15 protein-coding genes are annotated in these 16,876 nt (G+C 65.5%); 7 read left to right on the forward strand and 8 right to left on the reverse strand.

Translation table 11 applies throughout. The features are described 5' to 3' along the window. Positions 1 to 77: 77 nt before the first annotated feature. Positions 78 to 2,180 carry a PQQ-dependent dehydrogenase, methanol/ethanol family gene (locus tag HYR72_22305; GenBank protein ID MBI1817719.1) on the reverse strand — a complete coding sequence of 701 codons (2,103 nt, stop codon included), beginning with the start codon at positions 2,178 to 2,180 and terminating at the stop codon, positions 78 to 80. Between the two features lie 318 nt (positions 2,181 to 2,498). On the opposite strand from HYR72_22305, the gene HYR72_22310 reads away from it, so the two are divergent. Together HYR72_22310 and HYR72_22315 are read left to right on the forward strand one after the other, a co-directional pair. Further along, positions 2,499 to 5,750: an AAA family ATPase gene (locus HYR72_22310; GenBank protein ID MBI1817720.1), complete on the forward strand. Its 3,252-nt coding sequence runs from the start codon at positions 2,499 to 2,501 to the stop codon at positions 5,748 to 5,750. Then, complete coding sequence (locus tag HYR72_22315) at positions 5,747 to 6,214, forward strand: single-stranded DNA-binding protein (GenBank protein ID MBI1817721.1); 468 nt, start codon at positions 5,747 to 5,749, stop codon at positions 6,212 to 6,214. Before HYR72_22310 ends, HYR72_22315 begins: the two co-directional genes overlap by 4 nt. Positions 6,215 to 6,253: 39 nt before the next feature. Here HYR72_22315 and HYR72_22320 read toward each other — a convergent pair whose 3' ends face one another. The 4 genes from HYR72_22320 to moaC all read right to left on the reverse strand — a co-directional run bounded on the left by HYR72_22320 (position 6,254) and on the right by moaC (position 9,201). After that, entirely contained in the window at positions 6,254 to 6,601 is a 348-nt protein-coding gene (locus HYR72_22320; GenBank protein MBI1817722.1) for a four helix bundle protein, read from the reverse strand. 59 nt (positions 6,602 to 6,660) lie between these two features. Then, the gene (radC, locus tag HYR72_22325) at positions 6,661 to 7,344 is read right to left on the reverse strand and encodes a DNA repair protein RadC (protein ID MBI1817723.1); all 684 of its coding nucleotides are present in this window, start codon (positions 7,342 to 7,344) and stop codon (positions 6,661 to 6,663) included. 146 nt (positions 7,345 to 7,490) lie between these two features. Further along, entirely contained in the window at positions 7,491 to 8,702 is a 1,212-nt protein-coding gene (locus HYR72_22330) for a class I SAM-dependent rRNA methyltransferase (GenBank protein MBI1817724.1), read from the reverse strand. Between the two features lie 22 nt (positions 8,703 to 8,724). After that, on the reverse strand, positions 8,725 to 9,201 hold the full coding sequence (gene moaC, locus HYR72_22335; protein ID MBI1817725.1) for a cyclic pyranopterin monophosphate synthase MoaC: 477 nt from the start codon (positions 9,199 to 9,201) through the stop codon (positions 8,725 to 8,727). A 45-nt stretch (positions 9,202 to 9,246) separates the two neighbouring features. Here moaC and trxB point away from each other — a divergent pair, with 45 nt between their 5' ends. From trxB to HYR72_22350, 3 genes are all read left to right on the forward strand, one after another. Continuing rightward, positions 9,247 to 10,182, forward strand: coding sequence for a thioredoxin-disulfide reductase (gene trxB / locus HYR72_22340; protein MBI1817726.1), 936 nt, complete (start codon positions 9,247 to 9,249; stop codon positions 10,180 to 10,182). Positions 10,183 to 10,330: 148 nt separating this feature from the next. Next, positions 10,331 to 11,998 (forward strand): radical SAM protein, encoded by a 1,668-nt coding sequence (locus HYR72_22345; protein MBI1817727.1) that lies wholly within the window; start codon positions 10,331 to 10,333, stop codon positions 11,996 to 11,998. 92 nt (positions 11,999 to 12,090) lie between these two features. Continuing rightward, positions 12,091 to 12,474, forward strand: coding sequence for a holo-ACP synthase (locus HYR72_22350; protein MBI1817728.1), 384 nt, complete (start codon positions 12,091 to 12,093; stop codon positions 12,472 to 12,474). A gap of 63 nt (positions 12,475 to 12,537) precedes the next feature. On the opposite strand, the gene HYR72_22355 is transcribed toward HYR72_22350, so the two are convergent. Next, positions 12,538 to 12,771 carry a hypothetical protein gene (locus HYR72_22355; protein ID MBI1817729.1) on the reverse strand — a complete coding sequence of 78 codons (234 nt, stop codon included), beginning with the start codon at positions 12,769 to 12,771 and terminating at the stop codon, positions 12,538 to 12,540. A gap of 39 nt (positions 12,772 to 12,810) precedes the next feature. Between HYR72_22355 and HYR72_22360 the strand changes: the two genes are divergently transcribed. Further along, positions 12,811 to 13,167 (forward strand): hypothetical protein, encoded by a 357-nt coding sequence (locus HYR72_22360; GenBank protein MBI1817730.1) that lies wholly within the window; start codon positions 12,811 to 12,813, stop codon positions 13,165 to 13,167. Positions 13,168 to 13,485: 318 nt separating this feature from the next. Here HYR72_22360 and HYR72_22365 read toward each other — a convergent pair whose 3' ends face one another. Together HYR72_22365 and HYR72_22370 are read right to left on the reverse strand one after the other, a co-directional pair. Then, complete coding sequence (locus HYR72_22365) at positions 13,486 to 14,592, reverse strand: ArsA family ATPase (GenBank protein MBI1817731.1); 1,107 nt, start codon at positions 14,590 to 14,592, stop codon at positions 13,486 to 13,488. A gap of 21 nt (positions 14,593 to 14,613) precedes the next feature. Then, positions 14,614 to 15,540, reverse strand: coding sequence for an ArsA family ATPase (locus HYR72_22370; GenBank protein MBI1817732.1), 927 nt, complete (start codon positions 15,538 to 15,540; stop codon positions 14,614 to 14,616). 327 nt (positions 15,541 to 15,867) lie between these two features. Between HYR72_22370 and HYR72_22375 the strand changes: the two genes are divergently transcribed. Further along, on the forward strand, positions 15,868 to 16,857 hold the full coding sequence (locus HYR72_22375; protein MBI1817733.1) for a MoxR family ATPase: 990 nt from the start codon (positions 15,868 to 15,870) through the stop codon (positions 16,855 to 16,857). Positions 16,858 to 16,876: the final 19 nt, after the last annotated feature.

Below are 16,876 nucleotides of genomic sequence, written 5' to 3' on the forward strand. Positions count from 1 at the left end.
CTCTCCCCGCAGTGAGGCGGGGAGAGGATTCCTTGGGCCTCGGATGGGAAGCGGCGCAACGCTCGTCGCGCAGAACACTAACGCCCCGCCACCTCGTCCGCTGCGCGCTTGCGGAGGTATGCCAGGATTACTTGCGCGTCGGACTCGGTGAGCCACTTGCCGAAGGCGGGCATGCCTTTACCTTTCAGCGCGCCGTCGAGGACGATGGTGGAGAAGCCGGCTTGCACTTCGGGGCTGAGGTGGCGCAGGTCGGGGAGCACACCACCGCCGACTGCGCCGGCGCCGTGACAGGTCATGCAATTGCGGCTGAAGAGCGCTTCGCCCTTCTTGATCGTCTTCGCCGATGCGTGTACCGGCAGCGGCGCCGCCATCGCCCTCGCTTCGACTGCCGGCGGTGGTGGTGGCGGCAATGTCGCCGTACCACCGAGCGCGAAGGTCAACACGCGGCCGACGTTCCGCACGCCCGTCGCCGCGGCGGCATCGCCACCGTAGAGCCCGAAAATTCCACCCCATCCGGCCATCACTGAAACGTACTGCTTGCCATCGATGGTGTATGTGATCGGTCCCGCCACCACACCGGTGCCCGCCGGCGCTTCCCACAGCTTGGCGCCGGTGTCGGCCTTGTAGGCGACCATGCGTCCGTCCGCCGTGCCTTGGAAGACCAGATCGCCGGCGGTGGTGAGCGTGCCGCCATTCCACGGTCCGTTGTAGGGCACGCGCCACGCCTCGCGCTGCTTCACCGGATCCCAGGCGAGCAGATAGCCGATCGCGAGGCTGCGCGGGAACTCCTTCGTCAGGGTGAAATCGATACCGGTGTTCCAGCGGCCGGGCTCGTACTTCCACTGCTTGTCGAGCGCGAACACCGCCGGGATGTCTTGCGCCGGAATGTAGACGAGGCCGGTCTTCGGATTGAACGACATCGGGTGCCAGTTGTGGGCGCCGAGTTGCGACGGCTTCACCGTGGTGGTCTTGGTGCGGTAGTTGGTGATCGTGCTCTCCACCGGCCGGCCGGTCTTCATATCGATGCGATCGGCCCAGGTCGCTTCGACGAATTTCTCCGCCGACAGCAGCTTCCCGTTCTCGCGATCGATGACGTAGAAGAAGCCGTTCTTCGGCGCATGCAAGATCACCTTGCGCATTGTTCCATCGACCGGAATTTCGGCGAGAATGATGTGCTGGGTGGCGGTGTAGTCCCAGGTGTCGCCCGGCGTCTCTTGATAGTACCAAGCCAGTTCGCCGGTGTCGGGACGCAACGCGATGATCGACGAGAGGTACAGGTTGTCGCCGCCGCCGGGACTGCGCACGTAACGGCTCCACGGTGAGCCGTTGCCGGTGCCGACGTAGAGCAGCTTCAGCTCCGGATCGTACGCCATCGAATCCCAGCACGTGCCACCGCCGCCGACCTTCCACCATTCGCCGCCCTTCCAGGTTTTGGCCGCCTGCTCCAGCGCGGGCGATTCGAACGGTTGCGATGGATCGCCCGGTACGGTGTAGAAACGCCACGCGAGCGCGCCGGTCGCCGCGTCGTACGCCGACACGTAGCCGCGCACGCCCAATTCAGCACCGCCGTTGCCGATGATCACCTTGCCTTCGACGACGCGCGGCGCGCCGGTGATGGTGTACGGCCGCGTCTGATCGACGGTCACGACTTCCCAGACCAGCGCGCCCGTTGCCGCGTCGAGCGCAACGAGCCGGCCGTCGAGTGTGCCGACGAAGACCTTGCCCTTGTAAACCGCAACGCCGCGGTTGACGACGTCGCAGCAGGCCTTCGGCCCGGTCTCGCGCGGAACCTTGGGATCGTACGTCCAGATCTCTTTGCCGGTGCGCGCGTCGATGGCGAAGACGACGCTCCACGCGCCGGTGGTGTAGAGCACGCCGTCGACGACCAGCGGCGTGGCTTCGAGGCCGCGGTCGGTGTGGGTGTCGTAGCTCCACAGGAGGCCGAGCGTGGACACGTTCGCCGCGTTGATCTGATCGAGCGGGCTGAAGCGCTGCTCGGCATACGTGCCGCCATGGGTGAGCCAGTTCTGCGGCTCGCTGGCGGCGGCGCGCAGGCGCGCGTCGTCAACTGTTTGTGTGGTGGCGTGAATGCGTTCAGCCGGCGACAACACGGGCGCGGTCGAACTAGTCCGATGGCAACCCGCGGTGGCGATCACGAGCGCCAGAGCGCTCCAGGTCATCGACTTCGTGCGCGCCTCCTTCAGTGAACCGTTCCGCAATACTCGCGCCCGGTCGGCGAAGTCAACGCGCGAGTTGGATAGTGCTTCATCCCTGGCGATTTTGGGGCGGTGTTCCCGCTCGTCATACCGGCGCAAGCCGGAATCCAGGATCACCCGCACACGCCCCGCCTGGATACCGGCTTGCGCCGGTATGACGAATTTCCCTGTGGGGCCTTTGACGACGGCCGGCCGGGTCTTAGGCCTTGGCGGGGCGGCGCGATTGTGCGACGGGGATGGAGAGACTACAGTTCCTCACCAAATGACCGCCCCGGTCGCATCATGACGACGACCCTCCTCTTTAGCGATCTGGTCAACTCCACCGAGCTGCTGCAGCGCGCCGGTGACGAGCGCGCGCAACGGATCTTCCAGACGCATCACAAGCTGCTCAAGGAAGCTGTCGCCGCCAACGGCGGGCACGAGGTGAAGTGGCTGGGCGATGGGCTGATGGTGGCGTTCCCGTCCGCCGCCGACGCCGTGCGCTGCGCCATCGCGATGCAGCAAGCCGCGCGGCGACCGACCGCCGGCGAACGCCTGGCCATTCGCGTCGGCCTCAACGTCGGCGAAGCGTTGCGCGACGAAACCGATTACTTCGGCACGCCCGTGGTCGTCGCCAAGCGCCTGTGTGATCGCGCGCAGCCGGGACAGATCTTGTGCAGCTCGGTGGTGTCGCACCTGCTCGCCGGGCGGCAGGCGTTTACCTTCCGCGATCTCGGGTCGATCGACTTGAAGGGTCTCAGCGCGCCGACCGCGACCTGCGAGGTCCGCTACGACGCCGGCGATCCGGGCGCGCTGCTGACGCGCATGCCGTTCGCCGGCCGCAGCGCGGAAGTCGCGCGCTTGCACCAAGCGCTCGCTGCGACACGCGCCGGTACCGGCAGCTTGGTGATGCTGGCCGGTGAACCCGGCATCGGCAAGACGCGCACGCTGGAGGAATTCGCCGCACACGCGCGTGACGAGAGCACGACCGTTTTGTGGGGACGCTGCTTCGAAGGCGATTGGGCGCCGCCCTACGGTCCGTTTGCCGAGGCGATCGCCGACTACAGCCGCACCGCTGATGCCGACCAACTGCGCGCCGACCTCAGTTACGGCGCTGCACCGTTGGCGCGATTGGTGCCCGCGCTGCGGCAGGTGCTGCCCGACATCCCGGAGCCGGCGGCGTTGCAAGCCGACGAAGAGCGCTTTCGCCTGCTCGACGCGGTCGTGCAGTTCCTCATCGCGTTGGCGGCACGATCGCCGGTGTTGCTGGTGCTCGACGATCTGCACTGGGCCGACAAAGGCACGATCGCGATGCTGCGCCACGTGGCGCGCTTCGCTCCCCAACAGCGCATCCTCGTGCTCGGCGCGTATCGCGACGTTGATCTCGACCGCCAGCATCCGCTCGCTGATGCGTTGAGCGCGCTCCATCGCGAAACCACATTCGACCGCATTCCGCTCAAGGGACTCGCTAGCACTGAGATCGGCGCGCTGCTCGCCATCGTCGCCGATCAGCAAGTACCCGCGGAGTTAGTCAACGCGATCAGCAGCGAGACTGACGGCAATCCATTTTTCATCCGCGAGGTGCTGTTGCACCTAGTCGAAGAGGGCAAGATCTTCCGCGAGGGGGAGCGCTGGAACACGACGCTGTCGATCGCTGACATGGGCATTCCCGAAAGCGTGCGCCAAGTCATCGGCCGCCGCCTGTCGCGGCTATCGGCCAATACCAATCGCCTGCTAGCGGTCGCTGCTGCGTGCAACGGCGGCTTCCGTTTCTCGATCGTCGCGCCGGTCGCCGGCCTCGACGAGGCGCCGGCGCTTGATGCGGTGGACGAAGCGCTGCAGGCGCAAGTGCTGCGGCCGGGAAGCGAGGCTGACACCTACGATTTCACCCATGCACTCATCCGCCACACGCTCTACACCGAGCTGAGCCCCTCACGACAAGTGCGCCTCCATCGCCAGATCGCCGAGATGATGGAGCGCGTCTACGCCCAACGCGCCGCGGAGCACGCCGGCGAGATCGCGTATCAGTATGCGCGCAGCGCCGTGTTGCCTGGTGCGGAGCGCGGCGTCGTGCACGCGCTGGCGGCGGCCGATCGCGCCGAGGCCGCCTACGCCCACGATGAGTTCGTCATCCATCTGCGCACCGCGCTGGAGCTGTTGCCGCCGGACGACGCGCAGCGCGGACGCGTGCTCAGCCGCCTGGGCATTGCGCTCGCCTGGGCGCTGAACCCCGACGCGGCACTGACTACCATCCGCGAAGCCGGTGAACACCTCGCGGCAACTGAGGGTCAGAAGGCAGCGGCGGATTACTTGGCGCGGGCCGCGGTGCTGCTGATGGCCGCCGGCTTTTCGCGCGCGGCTTCGTCCGTCGCCCAGCACGGGCTGACGTATGTTGGCACTCGCCGCGATGACACTTGGGTGCGCTTGCAGGTGTTCGACATCATCCGCCGCGAGACCCGCGAGCCGGACTACACCGGCATCGTCATCGACTCCCCCGAACGGCGCGAGGTAGCGGCAGCCGCCGCGCCGCTGCGAGCGGCGTTCACGACGTGGGAGCACGATTTCCTGTGGATCACCGGATTTGTTGGCGGGCACTCTCGCCGCGAAGTGCTCGATCGATTCAGTCAGTTTCCCGATGATCCGACCGAAGCGACCAACAGCGCCGGCGAGTTCCGTCGTTGCGTGCCGCTGTGGGAGGCGTGGGCGACGCGCAGCGAACGCGAGGGCCGCATCACCGACGCGGCGCTGTATAACGCCTACCTCTCCCGCTGTCTCAACGCGCTCGGCGAATTTGACGCAGCGCAGGCGGCCTACGCGCGTGGGCGGGCATTGACGGCGCGCCTGACCCTACCGGCCGTGCCGATGATCAATCTCGCCGCCGCACAGGAGGAGATGCAGCGCGCGCGGGGGGAACGCGGGGAGCACGGAATCCGCCACGTCCAGAGGCTGATGGAGCAGCCGGCCGTCGAGAACGCCTGGGCGCTGGTCCTGATCCGTGCGGTGGCGGCGCATCGCTACGCCGAACGCGACCGCGCCGACGACGCGCTGCAGTTGTTGGCATTGCAACTCGCGCCGATCGAACGCGCCCCGGGTTGGGCGCCCAACTACACGATGGTCGTGTGCGATGCGGCCGATGTCTTGTGGCGGCTCCAACGCACTGATCACATCGATGTCATCGAGCGCAGCCTGCGCGAAAAAGTGATCGCGACCGACTTTCGCTATCCAATGCGCGACGGCCGCCATGCCCTGGCGCAGCTCTGCGCGCTGCAACACCGATACGACGAAGCCAGCGAGTGGTTTGCCGCGGCCCGCCGCGTTCTCGACGAACAAGGGACGCGCCCACTACGCGCAATCGTCGACTACGATGAGGCCCAGATGTATCGGCGCCGTACGGCTCCCGGCGACGACGAACGCGCGGAGCGTTTGCTCGCTGCCGCTCGTGAGCAATTTCAAACCCTCGGCATGACCGGCTGGGTGCGGCGAGCCGAGAGTCGTGAACGAGACTCATGCCCAACCGCCTCTCCAACAACCACTAGTCACGAACACGCGAGATGACCTTGACACGCGTGCGCCGCCGCTGTTACGGTCCGCGCACTGTGGTCAACAAAGTCATCATTGTCGGAAATCTCGGACGCGATCCGGAAGTGCGGTTTACGCCGAGCGGGCGCGCGATGTGCAAGTTCTCGGTCGCCACCACTGAGAAGTGGACCGATCAGCAGGGCCAGAAGCAAGAGCGCACCGAGTGGCACAACATCGTGGTCTGGGGCAAGCAGGCGGAGACCTGCGGGCAGTATCTCGCCAAGGGCCGTCAGGTGTTCGTCGAAGGATCGATCCACACACGCAACTACGACGACAAGGACGGCAACAAGAAGTACATCACCGAGATCACCGCACGCGACGTCCGCTTCCTCGGCGGCGGTGGCGGCACCCGCACCACCACCGCCACGCACGATAACTTCAGCGCTCCCGCGGGAGAAGATGCCGCGCCAGCGCCTGAAGACGACGATATTCCGTTCTGATCGTGAAGCGTGAGTCGTGAGTCGTGACGCGTGAGTCGGCTAGAGGCTTTGGGTGAGGCGCGTTAGCATCTGACACACTCGCTCGCATTCGCGGCGCAGGTCATCATAGTCCGGCTGCGAGATGTATCCGAGATCACAGCCAAGTCGCAGATAGTAACCCACCTCCACCGCCGAGCCGCGCGCAATCCCGACGAAGCGGCGGTACTCCGCACGATTCAGTCGGCCTGCACCTTCGGCGATGTTCGCCGGTACGGAGGAGGCGGCGCGCCGCAGTTGTGAAACCAACCCGAAGATTTCCTCGCGCGGGAACGATCGCGTTGTCTGGTAGATTCGCAGCACCAACTGATGCGCGAGCTTGAAGACATCGAGATCTCCGTGCGTTGTGATACCGACCGCTTTCATACCAACCACTCACGTCTCACGACTCACGATTCACGTCTCACGTCCTACCAATACCCATCATCGACGAAACTCACGTAGCGTCCGTTACCGATCACAATGTGATCGAGAACGCGGACGCCGACCAGGTCACCGACTTCGCGCAGGCGGCGGGTGATGTCGATGTCCTCTTTGCTCGGGGTTGGATCGCCGCTCGGGTGATTGTGCACGAAGATTACAGCCGCGGCGGACTCGCGCACCACCGGTGCGAACACGTCGCGCGGGTGCACGATGCTCGCCGTCAACGAGCCTTGCGAGACGGCGACGTCTTTGATCTTGCGGTGCTTGTTGTCGAGCAGCACGGCGTAGAAGTGTTCGCGGCGCTCGGAGGCGAGCCGTTCGCGGAAGTGCACGTAGATGTCGTGACTGCCGCGCAGCGACTCACCCGGCTTGAACTCGTGTTCACCGAAGCGCTTGGCGATCTCCACGGCGGCGAGGGTCTGCGCGATCTTGGCCGTGCCGAAGCCGGGCTTCCTGAGATCACCGGGTCCGAGCGTGGCGAGCCGCCGCCAATCGTCGCCGCACAGCTCCATCAACTCGCGCGCCTGATCGAGCGCGCTGCGCCCGCGCGCGCCGGTGCGCAGCAGGATCGCCAACAGCTCGGCGTTCGACAACGCGCCGGCGCCGCGTTCGAGTAATTTTTCGCGCGGCCGATCACCGCGCGGCCAGTGCTTGATGGTGGTGTTCGTCATCGCTGGCGTATACCGCCGCGGCGCACCGGCCGTCGAGAAGCAGTATCGGATGGATGAACGCCGCTGGACGCTGGATGCGGAAACCGGGGTTGGTTCCGATCACTCACGACTCACGGCTCACCACTCACGATTCACGACTCACGAACTCACGACACCTGCAGCAACAACCCCGTCAGATACTCACCCTCGATCTGCGCGACACTGGTCGGATGATCGGCGCCGGAGCCGAGGTGGCGCAGCACGCGAACCGCACGACGAGCGTCGGCGGCGGCGCCGGTGACGATCTGGCGGAACAGCACGGCGTCGACATGCGTCGAACAACTGAACGAGAACACCAGCGCGCCGGGCGCGGCGCGGCGGAAGGTTTGCAAGTGCAGGTCCTTGTACGCACGCGCGCCGCGGGCAACGTCTTTGCGCTGCTTCACCAACGCCGGCGGGTCGAGGATGAGCAGATCGAACGGCTCGCCAGGCTCGCGCAGGTATCGAAAGACATCAGCTTCAACGAAGGCGGCGCGTTTGTTCGGCAGATCATTGAGCGCCCAATTCTCACGCGCGAGTGTGAGCGCGCGGGCTGAGCTTTCTACCGAGACGACTTCCCGAGCGCCGCCCGCGCCGGCATACACACCAAAGCCGCCGGTGTAGGCGAACGCGTTAAGCACGCGGCGATCGTGAGTGAGCTGGCGCGCGAGCGCGCGGTTGTCACGTTGATCAAGAAACAGCCCCGTCTTCTGTCCGTGGTGGACATCGACAAGAAATTGAAATCCGTGTTCGCGCACCCGCAAGCGATCGGCTGGAGGATCGCCGTGCAGCACGCGCTCGACGTCGGGCAGACCTTCTTCGCGCCGCACCGCTCCCGCGCTGCGTTCGTAGATCGAGCGCGGCTGCGCTAGGTCGACCAGCGCGGCGATCAGCGGCGACTGCAACGCGGCCGCGCCGGCGGTGAGGCACTGCAGCACCAGCACGTCACCGTAGCGATCAACCACGACGCCGGGCAGGAAGTCTCCCTCGCCATTGATCACACGATACGTGTCGGTGTCAGTCGGGATCACACTGCGCCGCAGATCGAGCGCGGCGGCAACGCGACGATGCACGAAGGCGGCATCGATCGCTTCATCGATGCGAGTGAGCAGCCGCACCGCGATTGTGCAGCGCGGATTCGCAGCGCCGATGCCAAGAAACTCGCCGCTGGCAGATTCCAGCCGAACCAGCGTTCCCGGCACGGTCGCGGGATCGAGATTCGCGATCGCCCCCGCAAACACCCACGGATGCCCGAGCCGCACCGGCCGCTCTTTGCCGGAGCGCAGGCGGAGCGTCGTGTAGTCGTGTTCGTGATTCGTGTTCGTACTCCTTCCGATCACGAGCACGAACCACGAACCCGATTCACGATCTCCTCCGATACGTCCCGCTGCGGCCGCCGCTTTTTTCGAGTAGGCACACATCGGTGATCATCATCGCGCGATCGACCGCCTTGCACATGTCGTAGATCGTCAGCGCGGCGACGGCGACCGCGGTGAGCGCTTCCATCTCGACGCCGGTTCGGCCGGCGACCTTGACGCGCGCTTCGATGACCAGCGCGTTGCGGCCGCGCGGTGCGAAGTCGACCGTGACGACTTGAATCGCCAGCGGATGACAGAGCGGAATGAGATCCGCCGTGCGCTTGGCCGCCATGATTCCCGCCACGCGCGCGGCAGCGAGCGCATCGCCTTTGGCGACGCGCCGGCTGGTGATCAACCGCAACGTCGCCGGCTGCATGCGCACGGTCGCGCCGGCGACGGCCTCACGTTCGGTGATCGGCTTCGCGCCCACGTCGACCATCCGCACCCGTCCGCGCGCGTCGACGTGCGAGAGGCGCTTCACGCTTGTCTTGCCTGTCCGTCGCGTCGCCACTATAGACTCTCCTCTATGCCACACCACAAATTGATCATCATTGGATCCGGTCCCGCCGGCTTCACCGCTGCGCTCTACGCCGCGCGCGCCAACCTCGCGCCCGTGGTCTTCGAGGGCTCGCAGCCGGGCGGGCAACTTACTATCACGACCGATGTCGAAAACTATCCCGGCTTTCCCACCGGCATCATGGGGCCGGAACTCATGGAGCAGTTCAAGCAGCAAGCCGAGCGCTTCGGTACCACCTGCTTGTTCGACGACGTGACCAAGGTTGATCTGTCACGCCGCCCCTTCACGTTGAACGCGGGCAAGCAGCCCTACACGTGCGATGCGCTGATCATCGCCACCGGCGCGTCGGCGAAGCTGCTCGGCATCGAGTCGGAGACGCGCTTGATGGGTCACGGCGTGTCGGCGTGCGCCACGTGCGACGGCTTTTTCTTCAAAGGCAAGGATCTCGTCGTCGTGGGCGGCGGCGACACCGCGGTGGAAGAAGCAACGTTCCTGACCAAGTTCGCAACCAAGGTGACGATCGTCCACCGCCGCGATCAGTTGCGCGCCTCGAAAATCATGCAAGACCGTGCGCGGCGCAACGAGAAAGTCGCGTTCCTGTGGGACTCGGTGGTCGACGAGATCTACGGCACCGCGGACGCGGGCGGCGTCACCGGCGTGCGCATGAAGAACGTCAAGACCGGCGCTGGCAGCGACTTCAAGTGCGACGGCGTGTTCATGGCCATCGGCCATCAGCCGAACACGCAGTTGTTCGCGGGTCAACTCGAAATGGACGCGAACGGCTACCTCATCACGCAAAAGGCATCGACCTACACCACCGTGCCCGGCGTGTTCGCCTGCGGCGACGTGCAGGATCACATCTACCGCCAAGCCGTCACAGCAGCCGGCACCGGCTGCATGGCCGCCATCGACGCCGAGCGCTGGCTCGAGGCACAGCACGGGTGAGTCGGCACGTCCTTGTTGGCGGCGGACGCACCAGCTATAGGTTGGGTCACGGAGTAACTCGCACCTGTCCACTTGGCAGCTCGAAGAACGGGCGCGTGCGCGGCACGCGCGCGAAACCATCCTCTTTCCGAAGAAGACCGACGCCGCGGTGCGCGTGTGTCTGGTTTATCCGAACCGCTACGCGGTGGCGATGGGCAACCTTGGGTTCCAAGCGGTCTATGAGATCTGCGATCAGTTTCCCGGCGTCGTCTGCGAGCGTGCCTTCCTGCCTGACGACGACGATGCCCCGTTGCTGAATGGCCACGGGTTGTGCTCGCTGGAGTCGTCGCGGCCGGTGGCAGACTTCGACATCATTGCCTTCTCGATCTCGTTCGAAACCGACTACTGGCATGTCGTGCGCATGCTGTCGCTGGCACGGATTGCGCCGCGCCGTGCGCAGCGCGACGGCCGGCCGCTGGTGATCGCGGGCGGACCGGCGACGTTTCTCAACCCCGAACCCATCGCCGATTTCGTCGATCTGTTTCTCATCGGCGAAGCGGAAGAGATGTTGCCCGAGTTTCTCCAGCTCTACTGCGCGACGCGGACGACGGGCGGCGCGCACGAAGACTTCCTGTTGCAAGCGGCCGAGCAGGTCGCGGGCGTCTACGTGCCCGCGCTCTACGAGCCCCACTTCGATGGACCCACCACCGTGGGCGTCGACTATCGCGGGCCGGGCGCGGCCACGGTCGAGCGGCGCTTGATCTGGGACCTGAATCAGTTCGCCACCACCACGCGCGTGCTGAGCGACGATGCGGTGTTCGGCGACATGGTGATGGTTGAAGCCAGTCGCGGCTGCCAATGGGGGTGCCGGTTCTGCGCGGCGGGATACATGTACCGTCCGATTCGCACGCGCGGCGTCGAGCAACTCACCGCGAGTGTGACCGACGGGCTCGATCATCGGCGGACTATCGGACTGGTCGGTGCCGAGATGGCGAGCGTGCCTGGTGTCGAAGCGCTCGCGCAGTTGACCGCGGCCGCCGGCGGCCGCCTGTCGCCGTCGTCGCTGAAGGCCGATTGCGTCACGCCGCGCTTGGCCGCCGCGCTCGTGGGCAACAAGAACCGCAGCGTCACCATCGCCCCCGAAGCCGGCTCGGAGCGCATGCGCCGCGTGATCAACAAGAACCTCACCGAGGCTGACATCCTGCGCGCGGCCGATCTGCTCGTCGGCGAAGGCGTCCGCGACCTGAAAATCTATTCGATGTTCGGGTTGCCGACGGAGGAGACCGACGATGTGCTCGCGATCGCCGAGCTGACCACCAAGCTGCGTGATCGGCTGTGCGCGGCGGGGCGAATGCGCGGCCGCGTCGGACAGGTCATCGTCTCGCTCAATCCGTTCGTGCCCAAGCCGTGGACGCCGTTTCAGTGGGACGCGATGGAGACGATCCCAAGCCTCAAGAGCAAGATCAAACTCCTGCGCGGCGCCCTCGCCAAGGTGCCGAACGTCAAGCTCGACATCGAGTCGCCGCGCGAAGCGTATTTCCAAACGTTGCTCTCTCGCGGCGATCGCCGCATCGGCGTGGTGCTGGAAGCGATTCACGCCGCCGACGGCGACTGGTGGAACGTGATCCGCCGCTGGCAACGCGGCGACTTCCCCGGCCTGCCGCATCCCGATGGGTTCGTCCATCGCTGCTACGGCGACAACGAGCTGATGCCGTGGGACTTCATCGATCATCGCATCGCCAAGAGTTATCTCTGGGTTGAGCGCCGCAAGGCGTTCGCCGCCCGCCAAACCCCGCCGTGCGACACGACGACGTGCACGTCGTGCGCGGCGTGTTGAATGCGTGAGTCGTGAGCCGTGAGTCGTGAGTCGCCGGAAAAAAGTGAAGCCCCCGCTCACGTGTCACGACTCACGAATCACGCGTCACGACCATGATAATCGGCATCGGCGTTGACCTCATCGAAGTCCCGCGCATCGCGGCGGCGTTGAGCCATCCACGCACCGGCAAGCGCTTCGAAGCGAAGGTGTTCACCGCTGGGGAGATCGTCTACTGCCGGCGGCGGCGGTCGTTTGTGGAGAGCTTTGCGGCCCGCTTCGCGGCCAAGGAAGCGGTGATGAAAGCGCTCGGCCGCGGCTATCTCGGCGGCGGCATCGGCTGGCTGCAAATCGAGGTCGTGCGCGACCGCGGCCGTCCGACGGTCGTGCTCAGCGGCCGCGCGCAGCAGCAAGCCGAGAAACTCGGCATCGCGCGCTTCCACCTATCGCTGACGCACACTGCGGCGCTTGCGGTAGCTTACGTGATCGCAGAGTCGTAAACCGTCCGACGACTCACCCTTCGACAAGCTCAGGGCAGGCTCAACACGAGTCACGAGCACGAGTCATGATTGCCGCTTCGGCAACACCATCAGGATCGCCACCGCCCAGATGCCGAAGACGAAGCCGAGCCCCGTCCCCCAGTTTTTGTTGTAGCCGTTGTTGTACGCCAGCAGACGCGCCATGCAGGCGTTGCAGATGTTGATCACCAGCAGCGTCATCACTACCGACACCCCATCGGTCTGCGGCGCGATCCACTGCAGCCCATAGAAATAACTCACCGCTTCAAACCAGTGCATGTTGACGCCCTGTGCGCCGCGTCACTATAGAGTAAAACCATGTCAGCCAAAACCTCGCACGAACCGACCGGTATCCTACAATGGCTGCTCGAACGCGGCGAAGAGACTGCCGGGCAAATCCTCGAAGAACTCTTCCGCAACCGCGCCGTCAGCGACGGGGTCGCCAAGACCATCCGGCGCGCGGCGCAAACCAAGGGGCAGATCGATCGCAACATGCAAACCTTCCTCGCCCTGCTGAACCTCCCATCGCGCGCCGACTACGGCAAGCTGTTGACCAAGATCGAGATGTTGCAGGGCAGCCTGGTGAATCTCAACATGAAACTCGATCGCCTGCTGGCGGCCAGTGCACCGAAGAAGGTCCAACGGCCAAGGTCCAAAGTCCAAAGTCGAACCTAGCCTTGATGTGACAGAATACGAGCGCTGGGGTCACGACTTGTCCGCACCAGTTACGCGGTCAGGAAGGGGCTCAACGTGCCCTTCCCAACGTCATGGACAATGAGGTTTCGGGAGGGCGAGGCTTCCGCCGAGCCGCCGCACCATCACCGCGCCGGCGGCTCGCCGGAAGGCTCGCCCTCCCAGATTCGTCCACCAATCTATTGTCGCATCGGGGCTAACTCGCGAGCATTGCGCCATGCTTCGAGATCTTCGAATCGCTCGGTCTTCGACATTGGTTTGTCCTCCAATGTGAGACGTTGGACCTCGGACCTTGATCAGTCACCCCTCCGGCGCCAGATACGCCGCGAAACGCTGCAACGCCGCGAGCGAGTTGGGCGACTCGCTCAGCATCGGCACGGCGGCCAACAACGGCAAGCCGGTCGCGTTGTGCAATTCCGCCAGTGTACCGCGATCGCGGCGCGACAGGGTGTGGAGATCGGCGTAGTTCGCGAGCAGCTTGGTGCGCAAAGCCGGCGCCCAGGGACCATCTGCGCTCGCCGCGGCATCGAGACGCGGGAAGGCGAGGACGCGATTCGCCACCACACCCGCTACATGAAAGTGCGCCGCGCACAGCTCGCGATAGAACTCGATTGTGGTCGCGATCGCATCCGGCTCGGGCGTAGTCACGAGCACAAAGGCGGTCGACGGTGCGCGCAGCCAGCGTTCGACTTCCGCCGCGCGAGTTTGAAACCCGGCGAGCATGGTCTCGAACCCGTCGATGAACTCCGCGAGATCCGCCAGCAGATGCATTCCAGTCCAGCGTTCGAGCACTTTGAGCAGCGCCCCCATCGCCAATCGGGCCGCGCTCGAACCGGTGGCCCCGAGCAGCGCGCCGGGCGATTTGAGAAACGTGACCGCGCGCGACGCCAGCAATTCACCCAGCCGCGTCGGTGCCGCCAGTAGATCGCGCGCATGCGCGCTCGGCGGCGTATCGACGACGACGAGCTGGTAGTGCGCCTGCTGCATCAGCGCGTGCAACGTCTCCATCGCCATGTATTCGGCCGATCCGCCGAGTTCGTCGGAGAGTTGCTGGTAGAGCCGATTGGCGAGAATCCGCTCGGCGGTCTCGGGCGACGGTGCGAAGCGACGCACCACGGCATCGAAGGTGCGTTTGGTATCGAGCGCCATGGCATCGAGCGGCGCGCTGTCCGCGTCGAGCGGGACGCGATGCGGTTCAGTGGAGAGGCGCGGCAACGCCAGCGCGTCCTTGAGCCGGCGCGCCGGATCAAAGGTGATGACCGCGCTGCGCCGTTGATGGAGCGCGGCCGCAACGCCGAGCGCCGCCGCCACCGTCGTCTTGCCCACACCGCCGGAGCCCACGCACACCAGCAGCCGTTTGCGCAGGAGGTTCGGCGCCCGCGTCCGTGAGTCGTGGGGTTCACGCATCGCCAGTCTTCCAGTCGGTGCTCACGACGACAGCAGCACGTTGCACAATCGCCGCGCCGGTAGATCGAGCTGTGGAGCGGCAAGCGTGGCGGTACAGATCTGCGGCAGCACAATCGGGGTGGCGCCAAGCGCGCGGCGCAGCCGACCGGCATGGCGCTCGGCATCGCGGCGGGCGGCGATGCGGAACCGCGCGGCGGCCAGCAGTGGACCCTCACCGGCGGTTGCGTCGTCTGGCGTTGCGGACAAGGTCACGACATCGGCGCGCGAGAAGCCGCGGGGAAAAACGCGATTGAGCACTGGCCGTTCAACCCGCAGGGCGAGATCGCCCACCAGCACCGCGTGCGCTTCGAGGGTTTCGTTGATCGCCAACTCTTCCGGAATGGTCACCAGCACCACGCGCGTCCGCGCGCCGTCGCCCAGCAACGCCAGCAGCCGGCGCGCGGTGGTGCCGATCGGGCCGCCGGGTACCATGCTCGCCAAGTTGCGCGGGGTGCGCAGCAACGCCAGCGCGTGCCCGGTCGCAGGGCCGTCGACGATCACTACGTCGTAGGCGCGGCGCGCCAACAATCCGCTCGGTTCCACCCAGCCGAGCAAACGTTCGAGGATGAGAAACTCGGTCACGCCTGGCGCCGCTGCCGTGAGCGCGTTGAACGACGTGCTCGCCAACAGCCGGCGCGCCAGCAGCGGCACGCGCAACAGACGCGTGAAGTACGCTTCGACTAGTTGCCGCGAATCGATGCGCACGGCCGCGATACGCGTCGCCAGCCGCTGCGGTTCACTCCCGAGTCCGTCAACCCCGAAGAGCGCCGCGAGCCGCCCGTCGCTTGCCGTCTCCACGACCAGCACCCGACCCCCGCGCTGCGCTGCACCGCGCGCCAGCGCCGCCGCCACCGTGGTCTTGCCGACCCCACCCTTTCCGATGACAAACAGCAACTGCGTGGCAGGCATGGCGGAACTCGTGACGGTGACTCGTGCGGAGGCGGACTGTGACCACGCATAACAAAGCGCGTTCGCAAAGCGAAGGGCCAGGTTGAACCGAGGGGAGGCGGGCGTCCCGCCCGCGTTCGCGAAGCGAAGGGCGAAGGGGTGAGGGTGGCCCGTGAGTCGCCCCGACTTGACCAGCCATCGGGTGGTGGTTAGACAGATGCGCCGAGTCGGCGGACACCGCGCTCGTTACGATTGGCCCGATTCGAATGGCCTTGAAGCGTCGTCGTCGAAAGCAGCGCAAGACGGATCGCCCTCGACACGAATCACGAATACGACCACGGGGAGTGTATGGACACAGGCATTGCAACCATCAACGACCAAGTGAAGGACGGCTCGGCCTTCACCTACCGGCTGCGCGAAGAGATCGGCGGCGTCATCGTCGGGCAACGCTACCTCATCGATCGGCTGTTGATCGGCCTGCTCGCCAACGGCCACGTGTTGCTCGAAGGCGTGCCGGGCTTGGCGAAAACGCTCTCCGTCAAAACTCTCGCGCAGGCGATCAACGCACACTTCCGGCGCATTCAGTTCACCCCCGACCTGCTGCCGGCCGACGTGATCGGCACGATGATCTACAATCCGCGCGACGGCGTTTTCACCACCAAGAAGGGCCCGATCTTCGCCGAGATCATTCTCGCCGACGAGATCAATCGCGCCCCGGCTAAGGTACAGAGCGCGTTGCTCGAAGCCATGCAGGAACATCAGGTGACGATTGGGGATGAGACCCACCCGTTGCCAGACCCGTTCCTCGTGCTCGCCACGCAGAACCCGATCGAACAGGAAGGCACCTACCCGCTGCCCGAAGCGCAGATCGACCGCTTCATGCTGAAGCTGCGCATCGGCTACCCGACGCGTGAAGAAGAGCGCCAGATCCTCGATCGCATGGCGACAACGCGCATCAATCATACCGTCACCCCGGTCATCGGCACCGCCGAGATCCTGCAAGCGCGCGCTCTGGTGGATCAGATCTACATCGACGACAAGATCAAAGAGTACATCGTCAACATCGTGTTCGCGACGCGGGAACCGGCGGCCTACAACCTCGACCTCAAGCCGTTGATCGAATACGGCGCCTCGCCGCGCGCCACCCTCTACCTCACGCTCGCCGCCAAGGCGCACGCGTTTCTGCAAGGGCGCGGCTACGTCACGCCGCAAGACGTGAAGTCGATCGGCCCCGACGTGCTGCGCCATCGCATCATCGTCACCTACGAAGCCGAAGCCGAAGACATCGACGCCGACGAAGTCGTCAAGCGCGTCTTCGACGGGGTGCCTGTGCCGTGAGGATCGTGACTCGTGCTCG

Source organism: Deltaproteobacteria bacterium (assembly GCA_016178705.1).
Classification (GTDB): domain Bacteria; phylum Desulfobacterota; class Binatia; order HRBIN30; family JACQVA1; genus JACOST01.